The sequence below is a fragment of the Lonsdalea britannica genome, assembly GCF_002111595.1.
In the GTDB taxonomy this organism is placed as follows: Bacteria; Pseudomonadota; Gammaproteobacteria; order Enterobacterales; family Enterobacteriaceae; genus Lonsdalea; species Lonsdalea britannica.
This window is the reverse complement of the sequence record NZ_LUTN01000008.1, coordinates 40840-58661: the sequence shown is the minus strand read 5'-3', so window position 1 is coordinate 58661 and position 17822 is coordinate 40840. Positions and strand designations below refer to the sequence as shown.

The following is a 17822-nucleotide window of genomic DNA, read 5'->3' as shown; positions in this document are numbered from 1 at the left end:
CGCAGGACGTTTTGAATGTCACACTTTGAGCTACCCTCCAATTTCGATTTCCAGAGCGCAGGGAAACAGGTTTTATCCATTGAGCGCGAAACGCTGGCTCAATTGGATCAGTATATCGACGACAACTTCACCCGCGTCTGCGAGATGATTTTCCGCTGTGCGGGCAAAGTCGTGGTGATGGGCATGGGGAAATCCGGTCATATCGGCTGCAAGATCGCCGCGACCTTCGCCAGTACCGGCACGCCGTCCTTCTTCGTGCATCCCGGCGAGGCCAGTCACGGCGATCTCGGGATGATTACCGCGCAGGATATCGTGATCGCTATCTCCAACTCCGGCGAATCCCATGAGATTCTGGCCCTGATCCCCGTGCTCAAACGTCTGCACGTCCCGTTGATCTGCATGACCGGCAACCCGGAAAGCACCATGGGAAAAGCCGCCGATCACCATCTTTGCATTCATGTTTCGCAGGAAGCCTGCCCGCTGGGTCTGGCGCCCACCTCCAGCACAACTGCTACGCTGGTAATGGGCGACGCGATTGCCGTGGCGCTGCTTCAGGCTCGCGGATTTACCGCGGAAGATTTCGCCCTGTCTCATCCGGGCGGAGCACTTGGCCGCAAACTGTTATTGCGGGTGAACGATATCATGCACGCTGGCGATGAAATCCCCAGTGTGCCCCGGGATGCCTCACTGCGCGATGCGCTGTTGGAGATCACCCGTAAGAACCTGGGAATGACCGCCATCTGCGCGCCCGACGGCACCATCGAAGGGATTTTCACCGATGGCGACCTGCGCCGTATTTTCGATCTGAATATCGATCTGAACAGCGCGCGCATCGTCGACGTCATGACGGGCGGCGGTATCCGCGTGACATCGCAAATGCTGGCCGTGGATGCGCTGAACCTGATGCAGTCGCGTCATGTGACGGCGCTGATGGTCGCCAAAGACGATCGTCTGGTCGGCGTCGTGCATATGCACGACATGCTGCGGGCAGGTGTGGTTTAATCCAGCCACCGCGTCACCTGGCGTTGACCCAACGACTTCAACCCGGCTGTAAACCAAGGACAAGCGTGAAATGAGTAAAACCCCGCCGAACACCGAGACCTGCTACGGCCCCGTCGCCGACGCAGTGATGGGCAAGGCCCGAGATATCCGTCTGCTCATCTGCGATGTGGACGGCGTGCTGTCCGATGGTCTGATCTACATGGGCAATCAGGGCGAAGAGCTGAAAACATTTAACGTCCGGGACGGCTACGGCATCCGCTGCCTGCTGACGTCCGATATCGACGTCGCCATCATTACCGGCCGTTCAGCCAAGCTTCTGGAAGACCGTTGCAAGACCCTGGGGATTTCTCACCTTTATCAGGGACAGTCTGATAAGCTTTTGGCCTTCCGCGAGCTGTTGGATAAACTGGCGCTTGAGGCCCATCAGGTCGCCTATATCGGCGACGATTTGATTGACTGGCCGGTCATGGCGGAAGTCGGACTGAGCGTCGCCGTGGCGGATGCCCATCCGCTGCTGTTGCCCCGTTCGGATTATGTGACGCGCACCGCTGGCGGGCGCGGCGCCGTACGCGAGATTTGCGACCTGATTTTACAGGCGCAGGACAAGCTGGAGTTGGCTAAAGGGTTGTCGATATGAATAAAACAAAGCGCTGGCTGACCGCCCTGCTGGCACTGATCGCGCTGGTGCTCATCGGCTTGAATCTGACGTCTACCCGCGATGACGCGACGCCCGCGGTATCGGAGAACAACGCGCCGACCTACACCACTCAGCAAAACCTTACGGTGGTGTATGACCCTACGGGGAAACTGGCCTACAAGCTGGTGACTGAAAAAGCCGAATATTACGAAAATGACCAGCTGACCTGGTTCACCCAGCCGGTCGCCACCATGTACAACGAATTAGGCGTCGCGACCTGGTCAGTCCGCTCCGATCGAGCCAAACTGACTAAGGACCGCATGCTGTATCTGTACGGCCATGTCGAGATGAACAGCTTGACGACGGATTCCCAGCTGGAACGGGTCAAAACAGATAATGCCCAGGTAAACCTGATCACTCAGGACGTCTCATCCGATGATGAAGTGACGTTATACGGTGCCAGCTTTACCTCCAAGGGTTTAAAAATGCGTGGAAATCTGCGCAACAAGACAGCAGAGTTGATCGAAAAGGTAAAAACCTCCTATGAAATTCCAAAAAATCAATAAAGCACTGCGCCACGCGCTGATCGCCAGCTCGCTGTTTTCCGCCAGCATGCCGGTATTGGCGCTGACAGGCGATACCGATCAGCCGATTCACATCGACTCCGACCAGCAGTCTTTAGACATGCAGGGCAACGTCGTTACGTTTACCGGCAATGTCATCGTCACGCAGGGATCGATCAAGGTCCAGGCGGACAAAGTCGTCGTCACCCGTCCTCAGGGCCAGCAAGGTCGCGAAGTCATCGAAGGATTCGGGAATCCGGCGACGTTCTACCAGATGCAGGACAACGGCAAACCGGTCAAAGGCCACTCACAGAAAATGCGCTATGAGCTGGATAAAGACAACGTCATCCTGACCGGCGACGCTATCTGGAACAGCTGGACAGTAACGTCAAAGGCGATCGCATCACCTATCTGGTCAAGCAGCAGCAGATGCAAGCATTCAGCGATAAAGGCAAGCGTGTGACAACGGTTCTGGTTCCGTCCCAGTTGCAGGACAAAAACGGCCAGCGCACCGCACCGGCCAAGTCCCCCAAACCGCAACAGCGAGCGACGCAATAACTCATGGCTACATTAATCGCAGAAAATCTGGCTAAGGCGTACAAAGGCCGTAAGGTCGTGGAAAACGTCAGCCTCAAGGTTAACTCCGGCGAAATCGTCGGCCTGTTGGGCCCGAACGGCGCGGGCAAGACCACCACGTTCTATATGGTCGTCGGCATCGTGCAGCGCGATGAAGGCCGCATCATTATCGACAACGACGACATCAGTCTGCTGCCGTTGCACGACCGCGCACGTCGCGGCATTGGCTACCTGCCGCAGGAAGCGTCAATTTTTCGGCGGTTGAGCGTTTACGATAACCTGATGGCCGTGCTGCAAATTCGTAAGGATCTGACGCAGGAACAGCAGGCGGACCGCGCCAATGAGCTGATGGAAGAGTTTCATATTGCTCATTTACGCGATAGTCTGGGACAATCTCTCTCCGGTGGTGAGCGTCGTCGAGTGGAAATCGCCCGAGCGCTCGCAGCCAATCCCAAGTTCATTCTTCTGGATGAACCTTTCGCCGGGGTGGACCCAATTTCGGTGATAGATATTAAGAAAATTATTGAACACCTCCGCGACAGCGGTCTGGGTGTCCTCATCACCGACCATAACGTCCGCGAAACGCTGGACGTCTGTGAACGTGCCTATATCGTCAGCCAGGGCCATCTCATCGCCCACGGATCACCGGCGGATATATTGGCCAATGAACAGGTCAAACGTGTCTATCTGGGCGAAGGCTTCCGACTCTGACGTCATATTTTCGTTCGTATTATCCAAGGGAAGTTAGCGCTATTTATGAAGCAAGGTTTGCAACTCAGGCTTAGCCAGCAACTGGCAATGACGCCACAGTTACAGCAGGCAATCCGCCTGTTGCAGCTGTCCACGCTTGAACTCCAGCAAGAAATTCAACAGGCGCTGGAAAGCAACCCCTTGCTGGAACAAACCGATCCCCACGAAGAGGTCGAGACGCAAGAAAGCAGCAGTAGCGAGGCGCTGGATACCCGCGAAGCGCTGGAGCAGAAAGATATGCCCGACGAGCTGCCGCTGGATGCCGCCTGGGATGAAATCTACACGGCGGGCACGCCCTCCGGGACCAGCACCGACTACCGCGATGATGAGCTGCCGGTCTATCAGGGCGAAACGACACAATCGCTCCAAGACTATCTGATGTGGCAGGTGGAGCTGACGCCGTTCTCCGACACCGATGCCGCCATCGCGACCTCCATCGTCGACGCCGTCGACCCCACCGGTTATCTCACCGTCTCACTGGAAGAAATTCGCGACAGCGTCGGTAACGAAGAGCTGACGATGGAAGAAGTGGAAGCGGTCCTGAAACGGGTGCAACGCTTCGATCCGGTGGGCGTGGCTTCGCGCGATCTGCGCGAATGTCTGCTGGTTCAGCTGTCTCAGTTCGACAATAAAATGCCGCGCTGGGAAGAAGCCACGCTGATCGTCAGCGAGTATCTCGCTCTGCTGGCGAATCACGATTTCCGTACGCTCATTCGCGCCAGCCGTCTCAAAGAAGACGTGCTAAAAGAAGCTCTGGCGCTGATTCAGTCGCTCGACCCACGTCCGGGACAGTCCATCAACACCGGCGAATCGGAATACGTGATCCCCGACGTCCTGGTGCGTAAAGTGCAGGATCGCTGGTCCGTCGAACTCAATACCGACAGCGTGCCGCGACTGCAAATCAACCAGCAGTATGCTGCGCTCGGCAACAGCACGCGCAGCGACAGCGACGGCCAGTTTATCCGCAGTCATCTTCAGGAAGCCCGCTGGCTTATCAAAAGTCTGGAGAGCCGCAACGACACGCTGCTGAAGGTCACCCGCTGTATCGTCGAGCAGCAGCAGGCTTTCTTCGACCACGGCGAAGAGTACATGAAGCCCATGGTGCTGGCGGATATCGCCCAGGCGGTGGAAATGCATGAGTCCACCATTTCCCGCGTCACGACGCAGAAGTTTTTGCACAGCCCGCGCGGCATCTTCGAACTGAAATATTTCTTCTCCAGCCACGTCAATACCGACAGCGGCGGAGAAGCGTCGTCCACCGCTATCCGAGCGTTGGTCAAGAAATTAATCGCTGCGGAAAATCCCGCCAAACCGCTCAGCGACAGCAAGCTGACCACCCTGCTTTCCGAGCAGGGGATCATCGTCGCTCGACGCACCGTTGCCAAATATCGCGAGTCTTTATCTATCCCACCGTCCAACCAGCGTAAACAACTGGTTTGACCTTGAACTGAGAAGGAAGACGCTATGCAGCTGAACATTACCGGACACCATGTCGACATTACCGATGCCCTGCGCGAATTTTTAAACACCAAATTCGCGAAGCTGGAACAGTATTTTGATCGCATTAATCAGGTGTACGTGGTGCTGAAAGTGGAAAAAATTCAGCAAATTGCTGAAGCCACGATCCACGTTAACGGCGGTGAGCTGCATGCCACATCAGAAGCGGGCGAGATGTATGCCGCCATCGATCTTCTCATCGACAAGCTGGCGCGACAGTTAAACAAACATAAGGATAAACTGAAGCAGCACTGATTATTGCCCCGCCTCCAGGCGCAGGGACCGGAACGGCCCGCTCGGTAAGAGCCGCCGTTTCGGTAGCTGGAGGCCCTAGTGTTGTCAGGTGAATATAAAATGAATAACGATTCCATTATGCAACTCAGCGCCGTACTTCGTCAGGAGTGCACCCGCAACGCCGTAAGCTGCCAGAGTAAAAAGCGCGCTCTGGAAATTATCAGCGAACTCGCTGCGGCACAGCTCAATCTGCCCTCACAGATTATCTTTGAAGCCATTTTGGGGCGGGAACGTATGGGCAGCACCGGTATCGGCAACGGTATCGCCATTCCTCACGGCAAGCTCGAGAACGATGACTCGTTGAGCGCCGTAGGCGTGTTTATCCATCTGGATCAACCCGTCGCCTTCGATGCCATTGATAACCAGCCCGTGGACCTGCTGTTTGCCTTGCTGGTTCCCGCCGAACAATGTAAAACCCATTTGAATACGCTGGCGCTGGTCGCCAGACAGCTGTCGGACAAAGCGCTGTGCCGCCGTTTACGGAGTGCGCAGAGCGACGAAGAGCTGTATCAGATCATGACCGAAGCGGATAGCGCCGAACAACCCTGAACCTCAGGGCGAAGCGTATCCAGACAAAGAATATGACAGTACCGGACGCCATGCAGACAGCGTCTGCGTCCGGTAAAAATTCCGGCGAAAGCCGGATGACTAACATAAGCTAACGGTGGCAGCGAGACCCTCACCATTCCGCTGCCTGGGGGAGTCGTCAGATGGTGCTGATGATTGTCAGTGGTCGTTCAGCTCGGGCAAATCCGTTGCCCTGCGCGCACTGGAAGACATGGGTTTCTACTGCGTGGATAACCTGCCTGTAATTCTGCTGCCGGATCTGGCCAATGCCCTGGCGGCGCGGAATATCTCGGCGGCGGTCAGCATTGACGTGCGCAACATGCCGGAAACGCCGGAAGTGCTGGAACAGGCGCTGACCCGACTGCCGAGCAGTTTCTCGCCGCAGCTGCTGTTCCTGGACGCCGACCGCAATACGCTGATCCGTCGCTACAGCGATACCCGTCGCCTGCATCCGCTATCCAGCCAGAACCTGTCGCTCGAAAACGCCATCGACGAAGAGAATAATCTGCTGGAGCCGCTGCGCTCCCGCGCCGACTTGATCATCGACACTTCCGAGATGTCAGTACATGAACTGGCCGAGATGCTGCGCGCCCGCCTGTTGGGCAAGCGCGAACGCGAGCTGACGATGGTGTTTGAATCGTTCGGCTACAAGCACGGTATCCCGATTGACGCCGACTATGTGTTTGACGTTCGCTTCCTGCCGAACCCGCACTGGGATCCGAAGCTGCGACCCATGACCGGGCTGGACAAACCTGTCGCGGCGTTTTTGGATCGCCATACCGAAGTGCATAACTTCATCTATCAAACGCGCAGCTATCTTGAGCTGTGGCTGCCGATGCTGGAAACCAACAATCGCAGCTACCTGACCGTCGCTATTGGTTGCACTGGTGGTAAACACCGTTCGGTATATATCGCCGAGCAGTTGGCCGATTACTTCCACTCCAGAGGCAAAAACGTGCAACTGCGCCACCGTACGCTGGAAAAACGTAAATCATGACCGTAAGACATACCGTTGAAGTCAAAAACCGTCTGGGTATGCACGCCCGACCGGCGATGAAGCTATTCGAACTGGTACAAAATTTCGATGCCGAAGTCATTCTGCGCAATGAGAGCGGCACGCAGGCGGAAGCCAGCAGCGTGATCGCCATGTTAATGCTGGACTCCGCCAAGGGCCGGCGCATCGAAATCGAGGCGACGGGTCCAGACGAAAACGAAGCCCTTGCGGCCGTCGTTAAACTATTCGACGCCGGCTTTGACGAAGAATAACGAGGTTTCCGCTCGCTTTTCCACTTCAAACCGTCCATCTCCCCCTCTCCTTGTCATCTCCCAATCTTCCCTACACCTGAACTATTTTTGAGCTCATAACGTTCGAAGTGTGTAAATAAAAACCTGTGTTCCTATAAAGGTTCTCAATTGTTTTGTTAATTTCAAAAAAACCAAAGTTCACAACTTAACCGGATAAATAACATGAAATTATTTTCTTATCTTCATTTTTATAAAGAAACCTTAAATTTCCATTAGGCCCAAAATCTGGAAAGTGCCTTAAACAATATGCGATCATATTTATTCGCGAGATTAATAAGAAGTTTATTCTATTCGTTTTTACCAAGAATGCCATTTTCCCTTTTAACTTCATGCAGATATAAAAACCTGTAAAAAAACAAAAAATATTATCTGATTTGAAATTAAAAAAATTATTAATAAAAATACGAAAACACAATCTACCAAAATGGCTAATTAGTGAGCCAAAGTAATATCTTGTCATTTTGGCAGGGTTAAGTGACTACAAGATAAGTAGTAGGAATAGAAATACGTTGATGAGGATATCACGATGTCTAAAAGTATAGCCAATAAAGGCCAAACACCAGATTCTCGTCGTGGCGCACTGAGGGAACTACTGAATAGTAAAAAAGCGATTCGCGTAATGGAAGCTCACAGTCCATTATCCGCCATGCTCATTGAAGAAGCAGAATATATAAGAGAAGGAGTGAGTCATAAATTTGACGCTTTTTGGTCAAGCTCTCTGACCGATTCTACTTTACGCGGTCAACCCGATACAGAATTAGTCAATTACAGCCGCCGGTTTAATTCCATCGCGGATATTTTCAATGTCACGAACAGCCCATTAATTTTTGACGGTGATACCGGCGGCCAGATAGAACATCTTGTGTACCATATCCGCGAGGCCGAAAATCTGGGGATTTCCGCCATTATTATCGAGGATAAAACCGGCCTGAAGAAAAACTCACTATTTGGTAACGATGTAAAACAAACCCAGGCTAGCGTGGACGACTTCTGCGCCAAAATCAAAGCGGCCAAACAGGCTCAGTTGACGCCGGAATTCATGTTGATTGCGCGCATTGAAAGCCTGATATTGGAGGCCGGTATGGACGATGCCATTGACCGCGCGCTGCGTTACGTCGAGGCGGGCGCTGATGGTATTATGATCCACAGCCGGCTTAAAACTCCGGATGAAATTCTCGAATTTGCAAAAATCTTTCGCAGTCATTATCCGCAGATCCCTTTGGTATGCGTGCCGACCAGTTTTAACGACATTACCTTTGAACACCTGGTCGATAGTGGTTTTAACATCATTATCTATGCCAACCATATGTTGCGCGCATCTTATCCGGCCATGCGTGAAATTCTTCCCCACATTCTCAAAAATGGCCGTACGCAAGAAATAGAAGACAAATGTATTTCTATAAAGGAGATCCTCAATTTAATTCCGGGCACGAAATAATCACTGGGTGACTCACAATTTAGCAATACAACCAATCATTAAAAAGAAGGAAATTATCATGATTAGCCCTGATGATTTTTTGGTTTTTTTACACCAGAAAGGTATTCGATTCTATAGTGGCGTCCCTGATTCTTTATTAAAAGAATTCTGTCTGGCTATCGACGGATCAAAAGAAGATATGCGTCATCAGTTAGCTTGCAATGAAGGCGCTGCAGCAGGAATGGCTATTGGCTATCAGTTGGCAACAGGCTTAGTACCTGTGGTTTATTTACAAAACTCCGGGCTGGGAAATATCGTTAATCCAATTTGTTCATTGGCGACGACAGACGTTTACAGTATCCCGATGCTATTTATTATCGGCTGGCGTGGCGAAACAAAACCAGACGGAACGCAACTGAATGACGAACCGCAGCATGTTATGCAAGGTCGGGTCACGCTACCGCAGTTAGAGATACTCACTATTCCCTACCATATATTGGAAGGCGAGCCTGATATCGACTTCCCGCAGATAGAACAGCTCCTGGAACAGGCAAAACGCGATAAACGTCCTGTCGCTTTAATCGTACGTAAAAATACATTCTCTCCCTGCCAGCAAGCCAGGCAGCCGTCGCGAACGTCAGCCACGCTGCTGCGCGAAGAGATCGTTGCGGAAGTTCTGTCCGTACTACCGGCCGACATCCCCATTGTCAGCACCACCGGTATGCTATCGCGCGAGCTGTTCGAGCTACGTGAACAGCGCGGCGAAGAGCACGACCGTGACTTTCTGACCGTAGGCGGCATGGGCCTCGCCAGCCAGATAGCGCTGGGTATCAGCGAAGGTCGACCGGGTAAAAAAGTTGTCTGTCTGGACGGTGACGGCGCGACGTTGATGCACATGGGCGGGCTGACCAATAGCGCCCTTTCCCCCACGCTTATCCATATCGTTATCAATAACGGCGCCCATGACTCCGTCGGCGGTCAGCGAACGGCGGCGTCGCGACTGCCCTTAGCCCCCATCGCTACCGCCTGCGGCTATCGACAGGTTTCGACAGTAGGAAGCCGAGAAGCCCTGCAAGCCGTGCTTCGTCAGGCTCTGACGAGTCAGGGAAGTCAATTTATCGAGGTGAAATGCCGCATTGGGCATCGCGACAATCTGGGACGGCCCACAACATCGCCTTCTCAGAATCGAACCTGTTTTATGCACTTCCTGTCGCAGCCAGCTCACTCCCGCTGATAACCCCCTACCACCCTTCCCCGTATCGGTGGCGTTGAAAGGATGCTCAATATGACAAAACACATTTCCCTGGTTGGCGTCGGCGTCTTAGGAAAGGCAATTGCGCTCAGGCTACGCCAGTGCCAATACACCCTCAGCCTTTACAATCGTACGGCAAGTAAAGCTGAAGCACTCACCGGGAGCGGCGTACACGCGGTGAGTTCACTCAGCCAATTATTGACGCGTAAAGCACCGATCATCCTGATTTGCCTGACCGATGCGCAGGCCACGAAAACGCTTTTTTGTACCCCTGAAATAAAAAATAAACTCGAGGAATGTCAGCCTCTTATTGTCAACATCAGCACTATCGGCCCCCAAGATAGCCAGCACATGGAGGCGTTTTTCCAACGACACGGCGCTCACTACGTCGAAGCCCCGTTTCCGGGGGCCCCGAAGGCGCGCGCACCGGCAAACTGGCTTGCTGGGTAGGCCCCATCCCGCGGGCCTTTGCCGACGTCTTGCCCCCGTTGCTCTCCTTCCTGAGCAACGGCTATGCCGTCATGGACAGCAACCAGGCCGCACAGGCCATGAAAGTGATCAACAACTACTGCGAAGCCGTCCACCTGCTGGTTGCCGCAGAGTCCATTCTGCTGGCGGAGAAGTCCGGCATCAGCCAGGCCGCCTTGCAGAAAGCGCTACCGCTAGGGCGAGGTCGCTCCACCTATATGGAGGTGATGCTGAATCGCTATCTTCACCCCACTGATCAGGTTTCCGTCCCGTTAGCTATCCGCATCAAGGACCTGGATCTGGCACACGCCCTGTTTCAGGAACGAGCGATCCATAGCGCCTTTTTTGACCGTGTTCAGCGCATCTATCTGAATACCGCCGAAGCCCTCAGGCCGCCCCAGGATCAGACCGCATGTTTTGCCTATTTGTCGCAGCAGTCACAACAGCAAGAGCCGGAGGCAGAAAAATGGTGGTGAAAAAAGAGCAACGCGCTTACTGGATGTCCGTGCTGTCACGCAGCCGTGCCGAAGCACTGCTGTCCTTTTGGCAACCTCTCAATATTGTCGCGGACTATCAAATACTGAGACCGACGGAAATCGGTCTGATCCAGCTGCAAGGGCGCATGGAATCCACAGGGCAGCGTTTTATGGTGGGCGATATGACCGTCACCCGCGCGGCTCTGCAAATTAAGGACGGCATTTGCGGCTACAGCTATATCCTCGGCAGAGACAAGACTCATGCCGAGCGCTGTGCCTTGATTGATGCTTTATTACAAACCCAGTCCGCCTTTAACCAGTTGTGGAAGAACGTGGTCTCTCCTCTCGCCAAGCAACAGCAAGCTGAACATGACCGGCAGCGACGGGAAGTCGCCGCCAGTCGAGTCAACTTCTTTACGTTGGTCAGAGGAGAGTAATCATGGACATGTTGAATGGATTCGCCAATCCGGTATTCGGGACTCAGGCCTGCTTCAGAAAAATCGTCAAAGCGATGAGCGAACCCGGGGTGACTGTGACCGTTCCCGGGATTGAGGGACTGAACAATATTTCTTCATCGACCATCGCCGTGCTGTTGACGCTGAGCAGCCACAAAACGCCGCTGTTCATCGACCGGAATATCAGTAATCCACTCCTGCTGAGAACGCTGTGTTTACACACCAATGTGCCGATCACTTCCAATGCCGCAGAAGCGTATTTCGTTCTGTTGAACGGGAAAACCAACACGTTCGATAGTCGACCTATCCAACACGATTTGATGTGTTTCCCGTGCGGAAACGAAGTCGAGCCGGAGAAATCAGCCACCATCATTCTGGAAGTGGATGGACTGAACAACGGGAGATTGCTCAAGCTAAGCGGCCCGGGCGTAAATAACGTCAAAATCATCTCCCCGCATCTTCCCAGCGCGATACGGCGCTATCTCTGCGAGCGGCCACATCCTTTCCCGATGGGTCTCGATTTTCTGTTCACCTCCGGCAAGAAGCTGCTCGCTATACCCAGAACCACTCGAGTGGAGGAGTGCTGATGTATGTTGCAGTGAAGGGCGGTGAAAAAGCCATTGAAGCCGCACACCAACTTCAAGCCTGTCGTCGACGCGGTCAGCCGACGATCCCGGAGCTGAGCTGTGAACAGATAGAACAGCAGCTCGGCCTGGCGGTCGACCGCGTCATGACCGAAGGCAATATCTACGATCGCGAGCTGGCTGCGCTGTCGATCAAGCAGGCTAGCGGCGATCTCGTCGAAGCGATTTTTCTGCTGCGCGCCTACCGTTCCACCCTGCCTCGCTGGGGGGTGAGCGAACCGCTGGCTACGGCATCCATGCGTCTGGAAAGGCGCATTTCCGCGATCTTTAAAGATCTTCCAGGCGGGCAACTCTTGGGGCCGACTTACGACTATACCCATCGGCTGCTGGACTTCACGCTGTTGGCGGAGGGCCAACCGCCAACCGCCCCGACAGCGCCGGAAACACAGGATGAGGAGCCTGCCGAAGACACCGTTCCTCATGCGTTTCACTTCCTGACACAGCAGGGGCTGGTGCCGCCGGTGGACGAACGCGACGAAGAGCCGGAGGATATCACCCTTAATCCGCCAAACTATCCGTGTTCGCGTTCGGCGCGACTACAGCAACTGATCCGCGGCGATGAGGGTTTTTTGCTGTCGCTGGGGTACTCCACCCAGCGCGGCTATGGCCGCAATCACCCTTTTGTTGGCGAAATCCGCACAGGCCTGGTCACGGTCGTGATGTTCATTCAGGAAGTGGATATGGCGGTGGAAATCGGCGACATCCTGGTGACGGAGTGCGAGACCGTCAATGGTTTCATTAAACCCACGGAACAGGCCCCGCACTTCACCCGCGGCTATGGGCTGACCTTTGGGCGAGCCGAACGCAAAGCGATTACCGTCGCCCTTGCGGACCGTGCGCTACAGGCCGCCGACTGTCACGAAGAAATTCAGGGCCCGGCGCAGGATGAAGAGTTTGTTCTGTCTCATGTCGACAATGTCGAAGCGGCCGGTTTTGTCTCTCACCTGAAACTTCCCCATTACGTCGATTTTCAATCAGAACTGGAACTCCTCAAGCGTCTGCGACAGGAGTATTCATCCACGCAGGAAGACCAACATCATGACGACTAACGCTTCTGAAGATGCAGAACAAACCGCCTATAATTTCGCCTATCTGGATGAAGGCACCAAAGGCATGATCCGTCGCGCCATCCTTAAAGCTATCGCCATTCCCGGCCATCAGGTGCCCTTCGGCAGCCGGGAGATGCCAATGCCTTACGGATGGGGGACCGGCGGTATTCAGATTACCGCCAGCATCATCGGGCCGGACGACGTTCTCAAAGTCATCGACCAGGGGGCCGACGATACGACCAACGCCGTCTCTATCCGCCACTTCTTCCGCAATGTTGCCAGCGTTGAAACAACGGAAAAGACGGCGGAGGCGACCATCGTTCAGACCCGCCATCGAATACCGGAGACGCCGCTGAAGGAAGACCAGATCATCGTCTACCAGGTACCGATTCCAGAGCCGCTCCGATTTATCGAGCCGAGGGAGACGGAGACCCAAAAAATGCATGCGCTGGAAGAGTACGGTGTCATGCAGGTCAAGTTGTATGAGGACATCGCGCGCTACGGACACATCGCCACCACGTACGCCTATCCGGTCAAGGTCAATCAGCGCTACGTGATGGACCCTTCTCCTATCCCCAAATTCGATAATCCCAAAATGCACATGATGCCGGCCCTGCAACTGTTCGGCGCCGGACGCGAAAAACGCATTTATGCGGTTCCCCCTTATACCCCAGTCGAAAGCCTCGACTTCGACGATCATCCCTTCACCGTGCAGCAGTGGGACGAGCCCTGCGCTATCTGCGGCTCTCATGACAGCTTTTTGGACGAAGTCGTCATCGATGATGCGGGCAGCCGCATGTTTGTCTGCTCGGACACCGACTATTGCCAGCAGCAACGGGACCATCAGGAGAAAGCGCATGAAAACACGCAATAACTACCGTAAGGACGACGGTCCGCTGTTGTCAGTCGATACCCTCACCCATCTGTATGCGCCGGGCAAAGGATTCCAGAACGTCTCATTCCAGCTCTGGCCGGGTGAGGTTCTGGGGATCGTCGGAGAGTCTGGTTCAGGAAAAACCACCCTGCTGAACGCGATTTCCGCCCGTCTGGCGCCGCAACAAGGCTGCGTCACCTACCGGGATCGCCAGCAACAGGCGTTGTCGATTTATGACATCAGCGAGCGTCGGCGTCGGGCGCTGATACGTACAGAATGGGGCGTGGTCTGGCAGCATCCGCTGCTGGGGCTGCGGCCAGCGGTCTCCGCCGGCGGCAATATCGGCGAACGCCTGATGGCCATCGGCGAGCGCCATTACGGCCACATTCGCGAGACGGCCGCGCGCTGGATGAACAACGTCGAGTTGCCTGCAGAACGCATGGACGATCTGCCGACCACCTTCTCCGGCGGGATGCAGCAGCGTCTGCAAATCGCCCGCAATCTGGTGACCTCGCCGCGTCTCATTTTTATGGATGAGCCGACCGGCGGACTGGATGTTTCGGTGCAGGCTCGCCTGCTGGACCTGCTGCGTACGCTGGTGACGGACATGCAGCTGGCCGTCGTCATCGTTACCCACGATCTGGGCGTAGCGCGCCTACTATCCCATCGGCTGTTGGTCATGAAACAAGGACAGGTCGTCGAACAGGGATTGACCGACCGCGTGCTGGACGATCCTCATCATCCTTATACCCAACTGCTGGTGTCATCCATCCTCTAGCAGACCAACCCCCCAGGAGGCGCCTTTAATGGATATTCGCCTACGCATCGAACATGTGAGTAAAACTTTCGTACTGCATAACCAGCAGGGCGCTCGTCTGCCGGTTTTCAGAGACATCAATCTGGAGGTGAGAAGCGGTGAGTGCATCGCCCTCCACGGCCATTCCGGCAGCGGAAAATCTACGCTGCTGCGTTCACTCTACGGCAACTATCAGCCGGATAGCGGCCACATCTACGCGCGCCACCAGGATGGCTGGGTGGATATGGTGTCGGCCGACGCGCGCTACATCCTCGATGTGCGTCGACACACGATCGGCTGGGTCAGCCAGTTCTTGCGGGTCATTCCGCGCATCAGCACCCTAAGCGCCGTCATCCAACCGCTGCTGGAACGGGGTATTTCGCGTCAGGAAAGCGAAATCCGCGCCGGTGAGTTACTGACTCGGTTGAATGTGCCCGAGCGACTGTGGTCGCTGGCGCCAGCGACGTTCTCCGGCGGCGAACAGCAGCGCGTGAATATCGCCCGCGGGCTTATCGGCGACTATCCCATTCTGCTGCTGGATGAGCCGACCGCCTCGCTGGATGCGGTCAATCGCGATGCCGTCACGGAGTCCATCATTCAGGCCAAAGCGAGAGGCGCGGCCATTGTCGGTATTTTCCATGACGAAGAGGTTCGCGCGCGCGTGTCTGACCGCATCTATGCCATGCCCGTCACCGCGCCTCATGAGGAGGGATCCTATGATCATCAATAATGTACGAATGGTGTTATCGGACGAGGTCATCAACGGATCGTTATCGGTTCATCAGGGTGTGATTCAGCACATCAGCAATGCGCCGAGCCGTTTACCCGGAGCTGTGGACGGCGGCGGCGCGTGGCTGATCCCCGGACTGATTGAGCTACATACCGACAACCTCGACAAATTTTTCACCCCGCGTCCCGGCGTCAGCTGGCCGCCGACGTCCGCCATGCGCGCGCACGACGCCGCGATAATCTCCAGCGGGATCACCACAGTATTAGACGCGCTCGCCGTCGGCGATGTCCGGGACGGCGGCCACCGGCTCGACAACCTGCGCAAGATGACCGATACGGTGGTCGAGACGCAGAAAGCGGGCCTCAACCGGGCGGAGCATTTGCTGCATCTGCGCTGCGAACTGCCGCATAAGGAGACGCTGCCGCTGTTTGAACAACTGTGCGATCTGCCGCCGGTCGCGCTGGCGTCATTGATGGATCACTCGCCGGGGCAGCGGCAGTTCGCCTCGCGGGAGAAGTACCACGAGTATTACAAAGGCAAATACCACCTCAACGATGAGCAAATGGCGCAGTTTGAAGCGGAACAGATTGAAGGCTCGCAGCGCTGGTCCCTGTCCAACCGTGAAGACATCGTCAGTCTATGCCGGGCCAAAGGGATCACGATGGCCAGCCACGATGATGCGGCGGAAGAACACGTGATGGACGCCTATCGTCACGGCGTGGCGATCGCCGAATTTCCCACGACGGAGATCGCCGCCCAAGCAGCCCATCAGGTCGGTATGCATGTGCTGATGGGGGCGCCGAACATCATCTGCGGCGGCTCACACTCCGGCAACGTGGCCGCGCATCAGCTGGCGGAAGCCGGTTTGCTGGATATCCTCTCTTCGGACTACTATCCGGCCAGCCTGCTGGAAGCCGCGTTTCTGATAGCAGAAGACGAGCGCAACGAGTACGACTTGCCTCAGGCTATCGCATTGGTTAGCCGCAATCCGGCGCAGGCGCTGCGGCTGAACGATCGGGGGGTGATCGCCGAAGGGAAGCGCGCCGATCTGGTTCTGGTCCATCGTCATGGCCCGCAGATCACGCTGCAACGGGTATGGCGGCAAGGCGAGCAGGTATTCTGATATGAGCAGACTGATCTATTTGATAGGGCCTTCGGGCGCGGGAAAGGACAGTCTGCTGGATGCGATACGCGCCAGCTCGCCGCAACGCCTGCTGGTCGCACACCGCTACATCACCCGGCCTGCCGGTCTGCCCGGAGAAAACCACGTTTCGCTCACGGACAACGAGTTTGGCCAACGGTGTCGTCACGGCCTGTTCGCGCTGCACTGGCAGGCGCATCATAACCACTACGCCATCGGCATCGAGATCGATCTGTGGCTGGAACGCGATCTGGATGTGGTCGTCAACGGCTCACGGGCTTACCTGAAACAGGCGCAACAGCGTTACGGCGCGCGGCTGTTTCCACTTTGTCTGGCGGTATCGCCCCCGATCCTGCGTCAACGGCTGCTGACGCGCGGACGGGAAAATACGAGTCAGATCGAAGCGCGACTATTGCGGGCGCAGGAACAGCAGCGCAATTTGCCGTCAGACTGCGCCTTACTGCATAACGACGGTCCGTTGCCCCAGACGCTGGCGCGATTCTGGCAGTTGCTGTCACAAACGGAGAGAAAAGAGAATGTCGGATGAGACGCGTCACACGTCGATATTTCATTTTCTGGGCACCGGCGGCGCGCAGCAGGTTCCGGCCTTCGGCTGTGATTGCGTGGTGTGCCAGAGCGCACGCTCGTCTCCGCAACGGCGACGGCGCGCCTGCTGCGCCGCGCTGATCGACCACGGGGAAATGACGCTGATCGACGCGGGCTTGCCCGATCTGGACAACCGCTTTAGCGCCGGGGAGATTCAGCGCTTTCTGCTCACCCATTACCACATGGACCACGTTCAGGGACTATTCCCGCTGCGCTGGGGCTGCGGCGAAGCGATACCGGTGTTCGGGCCGCCCGATCCCGATGGCTGCGACGATCTGTACCAGCACCCCGGCATGCTGCAATTCCAGCCTCCGCTGACGCCCTTCGACACGAGACTGTTCGGCCGTGTGGCGACCACGCCGCTGCCGCTGCGCCACTCCAGAATCACCTATGGCTACCTGTTTCAGACGCAATACGCCTCGCTGGCCTACCTCACGGATACCGTGGGGCTGCCGGAGGACACCGAGCGTTTTCTGGCCGGACGGCCGGTGGATTATCTGGTACTCGACTGCAGCGAGCCACCGCAGCCCACGCCTCCCAGAAATCATAACGATTTGACCCTCGCGTTGAGCATCTTCGAACGGTTAAAACCGGGAAAAATGTACCTGACGCATATCGGTCATTCACTGGATCGCTGGCTGCGGAAGCACCCGCTGCCAAAGCATGTGCATGCGGCGTACGACGGGCTGAGGCTGAAACTGTAGAGGTAGGGGGGAACACGCG

Annotated in this window: 21 protein-coding genes and 2 pseudogenes; all 23 read left to right on the top strand. The window is 55.7% G+C overall.

Translation table 11 applies throughout. The features are described from left to right. Positions 1-15: 15 nt before the first annotated feature. Positions 16-1002: an arabinose-5-phosphate isomerase KdsD gene (kdsD, locus tag AU509_RS08590; RefSeq protein ID WP_085651059.1), complete on the top strand. Its 987-nt coding sequence runs from the start codon at positions 16-18 to the stop codon at positions 1000-1002. A gap of 70 nt (positions 1003-1072) precedes the next feature. Then, entirely contained in the window at positions 1073-1639 is a 567-nt protein-coding gene (gene kdsC, locus AU509_RS08585) for a 3-deoxy-manno-octulosonate-8-phosphatase KdsC (protein ID WP_094118144.1), read from the top strand. Next, the gene (gene lptC, locus AU509_RS08580) at positions 1636-2205 is read left to right on the top strand and encodes an LPS export ABC transporter periplasmic protein LptC (protein WP_094118143.1); all 570 of its coding nucleotides are present in this window, start codon (positions 1636-1638) and stop codon (positions 2203-2205) included. Before kdsC ends, lptC begins: the two co-directional genes overlap by 4 nt. Continuing rightward, positions 2183-2760: pseudogene (gene lptA / locus AU509_RS08575) on the top strand (lipopolysaccharide ABC transporter substrate-binding protein LptA). Before lptC ends, lptA begins: the two are co-directional and overlap by 23 nt. Positions 2761-2763: 3 nt before the next feature. Continuing rightward, positions 2764-3489 carry an LPS export ABC transporter ATP-binding protein gene (gene lptB, locus AU509_RS08570; RefSeq protein ID WP_085651063.1) on the top strand — a complete coding sequence of 242 codons (726 nt, stop codon included), beginning with the start codon at positions 2764-2766 and terminating at the stop codon, positions 3487-3489. 45 nt (positions 3490-3534) lie between these two features. Next, a complete protein-coding gene (rpoN, locus tag AU509_RS08565) occupies positions 3535-4968 on the top strand; it encodes an RNA polymerase factor sigma-54 (protein ID WP_085651064.1) in 1434 nt (477 codons plus the stop codon). Between the two features lie 24 nt (positions 4969-4992). Continuing rightward, on the top strand, positions 4993-5280 hold the full coding sequence (hpf, locus tag AU509_RS08560; RefSeq protein WP_085651065.1) for a ribosome hibernation promoting factor: 288 nt from the start codon (positions 4993-4995) through the stop codon (positions 5278-5280). Between the two features lie 99 nt (positions 5281-5379). Then, positions 5380-5868 (top strand): PTS IIA-like nitrogen regulatory protein PtsN, encoded by a 489-nt coding sequence (gene ptsN, locus AU509_RS08555; RefSeq protein WP_094118142.1) that lies wholly within the window; start codon positions 5380-5382, stop codon positions 5866-5868. A 161-nt stretch (positions 5869-6029) separates the two neighbouring features. Continuing rightward, a pseudogene (gene rapZ / locus AU509_RS08550) lies at positions 6030-6883 on the top strand (RNase adapter RapZ). After that, positions 6880-7152, top strand: a complete 273-nt coding sequence (npr, locus tag AU509_RS08545; RefSeq protein ID WP_026740687.1) for a PTS phosphocarrier protein NPr — start codon at positions 6880-6882, stop codon at positions 7150-7152. Before rapZ ends, npr begins: the two are co-directional and overlap by 4 nt. Before the next feature lie 565 nt (positions 7153-7717). After that, positions 7718-8629 carry a phosphoenolpyruvate mutase gene (gene aepX / locus AU509_RS08540; RefSeq protein ID WP_094118141.1) on the top strand — a complete coding sequence of 304 codons (912 nt, stop codon included), beginning with the start codon at positions 7718-7720 and terminating at the stop codon, positions 8627-8629. 58 nt (positions 8630-8687) lie between these two features. Continuing rightward, the gene (aepY, locus tag AU509_RS08535; protein ID WP_094118140.1) at positions 8688-9842 is read left to right on the top strand and encodes a phosphonopyruvate decarboxylase; all 1155 of its coding nucleotides are present in this window, start codon (positions 8688-8690) and stop codon (positions 9840-9842) included. Between the two features lie 51 nt (positions 9843-9893). After that, positions 9894-10310: an NAD(P)-binding domain-containing protein gene (locus AU509_RS18610; RefSeq protein ID WP_254901546.1), complete on the top strand. Its 417-nt coding sequence runs from the start codon at positions 9894-9896 to the stop codon at positions 10308-10310. A gap of 29 nt (positions 10311-10339) precedes the next feature. Further along, the gene (locus AU509_RS18605) at positions 10340-10804 is read left to right on the top strand and encodes an NAD-binding protein (RefSeq protein ID WP_254901545.1); all 465 of its coding nucleotides are present in this window, start codon (positions 10340-10342) and stop codon (positions 10802-10804) included. Next, entirely contained in the window at positions 10798-11241 is a 444-nt protein-coding gene (gene phnG / locus AU509_RS08525; protein ID WP_409359758.1) for a phosphonate C-P lyase system protein PhnG, read from the top strand. Before AU509_RS18605 ends, phnG begins: the two co-directional genes overlap by 7 nt. A gap of 2 nt (positions 11242-11243) precedes the next feature. Then, positions 11244-11846, top strand: a complete 603-nt coding sequence (phnH, locus tag AU509_RS08520) for a phosphonate C-P lyase system protein PhnH (RefSeq protein ID WP_094118138.1) — start codon at positions 11244-11246, stop codon at positions 11844-11846. After that, entirely contained in the window at positions 11846-12952 is a 1107-nt protein-coding gene (locus AU509_RS08515; RefSeq protein WP_094118137.1) for a carbon-phosphorus lyase complex subunit PhnI, read from the top strand. Before phnH ends, AU509_RS08515 begins: the two co-directional genes overlap by 1 nt. Beyond that, entirely contained in the window at positions 12942-13826 is an 885-nt protein-coding gene (locus tag AU509_RS08510; protein WP_094118136.1) for an alpha-D-ribose 1-methylphosphonate 5-phosphate C-P-lyase PhnJ, read from the top strand. The genes AU509_RS08515 and AU509_RS08510 overlap by 11 nt, the downstream gene beginning before the upstream one ends. After that, positions 13810-14604, top strand: coding sequence for a phosphonate C-P lyase system protein PhnK (gene phnK, locus AU509_RS08505; RefSeq protein WP_094118135.1), 795 nt, complete (start codon positions 13810-13812; stop codon positions 14602-14604). The genes AU509_RS08510 and phnK overlap by 17 nt, the downstream gene beginning before the upstream one ends. Before the next feature lie 28 nt (positions 14605-14632). Next, positions 14633-15352, top strand: a complete 720-nt coding sequence (gene phnL / locus AU509_RS08500; RefSeq protein ID WP_094118134.1) for a phosphonate C-P lyase system protein PhnL — start codon at positions 14633-14635, stop codon at positions 15350-15352. After that, complete coding sequence (gene phnM / locus AU509_RS08495) at positions 15339-16475, top strand: alpha-D-ribose 1-methylphosphonate 5-triphosphate diphosphatase (protein ID WP_094118133.1); 1137 nt, start codon at positions 15339-15341, stop codon at positions 16473-16475. The genes phnL and phnM overlap by 14 nt, the downstream gene beginning before the upstream one ends. Before the next feature lies 1 nt (position 16476). Next, entirely contained in the window at positions 16477-17040 is a 564-nt protein-coding gene (gene phnN / locus AU509_RS08490) for a ribose 1,5-bisphosphokinase (RefSeq protein WP_094118132.1), read from the top strand. After that, positions 17030-17803, top strand: a complete 774-nt coding sequence (gene phnP / locus AU509_RS08485) for a phosphonate metabolism protein PhnP (RefSeq protein WP_094118131.1) — start codon at positions 17030-17032, stop codon at positions 17801-17803. The genes phnN and phnP overlap by 11 nt, the downstream gene beginning before the upstream one ends. Positions 17804-17822 lie beyond the last annotated feature (19 nt).

Bases quoted from the DNA above. Each gene is read 5' to 3' on its own strand.
- phnL (WP_094118134.1), top strand. From the start codon at position 14,633: ATGGATATTCGCCTACGCATCGAACATGTGAGTAAAACTTTCGTACTG.
- npr (WP_026740687.1), top strand. From the start codon at position 6,880: ATGACCGTAAGACATACCGTTGAAGTCAAAAACCGTCTGGGTATGCAC.
- phnH (WP_094118138.1), top strand. From the start codon at position 11,244: ATGGACATGTTGAATGGATTCGCCAATCCGGTATTCGGGACTCAGGCC.
- kdsC (WP_094118144.1), top strand. From the start codon at position 1,073: ATGAGTAAAACCCCGCCGAACACCGAGACCTGCTACGGCCCCGTCGCC.
- aepX (WP_094118141.1), top strand. From the start codon at position 7,718: ATGTCTAAAAGTATAGCCAATAAAGGCCAAACACCAGATTCTCGTCGT.
- phnP (WP_094118131.1), top strand. From the start codon at position 17,030: ATGTCGGATGAGACGCGTCACACGTCGATATTTCATTTTCTGGGCACC.
- AU509_RS08515 (WP_094118137.1), top strand. From the start codon at position 11,846: ATGTATGTTGCAGTGAAGGGCGGTGAAAAAGCCATTGAAGCCGCACAC.
- AU509_RS08510 (WP_094118136.1), top strand. From the start codon at position 12,942: ATGACGACTAACGCTTCTGAAGATGCAGAACAAACCGCCTATAATTTC.
- ptsN (WP_094118142.1), top strand. From the start codon at position 5,380: ATGAATAACGATTCCATTATGCAACTCAGCGCCGTACTTCGTCAGGAG.
- phnM (WP_094118133.1), top strand. From the start codon at position 15,339: ATGATCATCAATAATGTACGAATGGTGTTATCGGACGAGGTCATCAAC.
- lptB (WP_085651063.1), top strand. From the start codon at position 2,764: ATGGCTACATTAATCGCAGAAAATCTGGCTAAGGCGTACAAAGGCCGT.
- phnK (WP_094118135.1), top strand. From the start codon at position 13,810: ATGAAAACACGCAATAACTACCGTAAGGACGACGGTCCGCTGTTGTCA.
- AU509_RS18610 (WP_254901546.1), top strand. From the start codon at position 9,894: ATGACAAAACACATTTCCCTGGTTGGCGTCGGCGTCTTAGGAAAGGCA.
- kdsD (WP_085651059.1), top strand. From the start codon at position 16: ATGTCACACTTTGAGCTACCCTCCAATTTCGATTTCCAGAGCGCAGGG.
- lptC (WP_094118143.1), top strand. From the start codon at position 1,636: ATGAATAAAACAAAGCGCTGGCTGACCGCCCTGCTGGCACTGATCGCG.
- rpoN (WP_085651064.1), top strand. From the start codon at position 3,535: ATGAAGCAAGGTTTGCAACTCAGGCTTAGCCAGCAACTGGCAATGACG.
- aepY (WP_094118140.1), top strand. From the start codon at position 8,688: ATGATTAGCCCTGATGATTTTTTGGTTTTTTTACACCAGAAAGGTATT.
- hpf (WP_085651065.1), top strand. From the start codon at position 4,993: ATGCAGCTGAACATTACCGGACACCATGTCGACATTACCGATGCCCTG.
- phnN (WP_094118132.1), top strand. From the start codon at position 16,477: ATGAGCAGACTGATCTATTTGATAGGGCCTTCGGGCGCGGGAAAGGAC.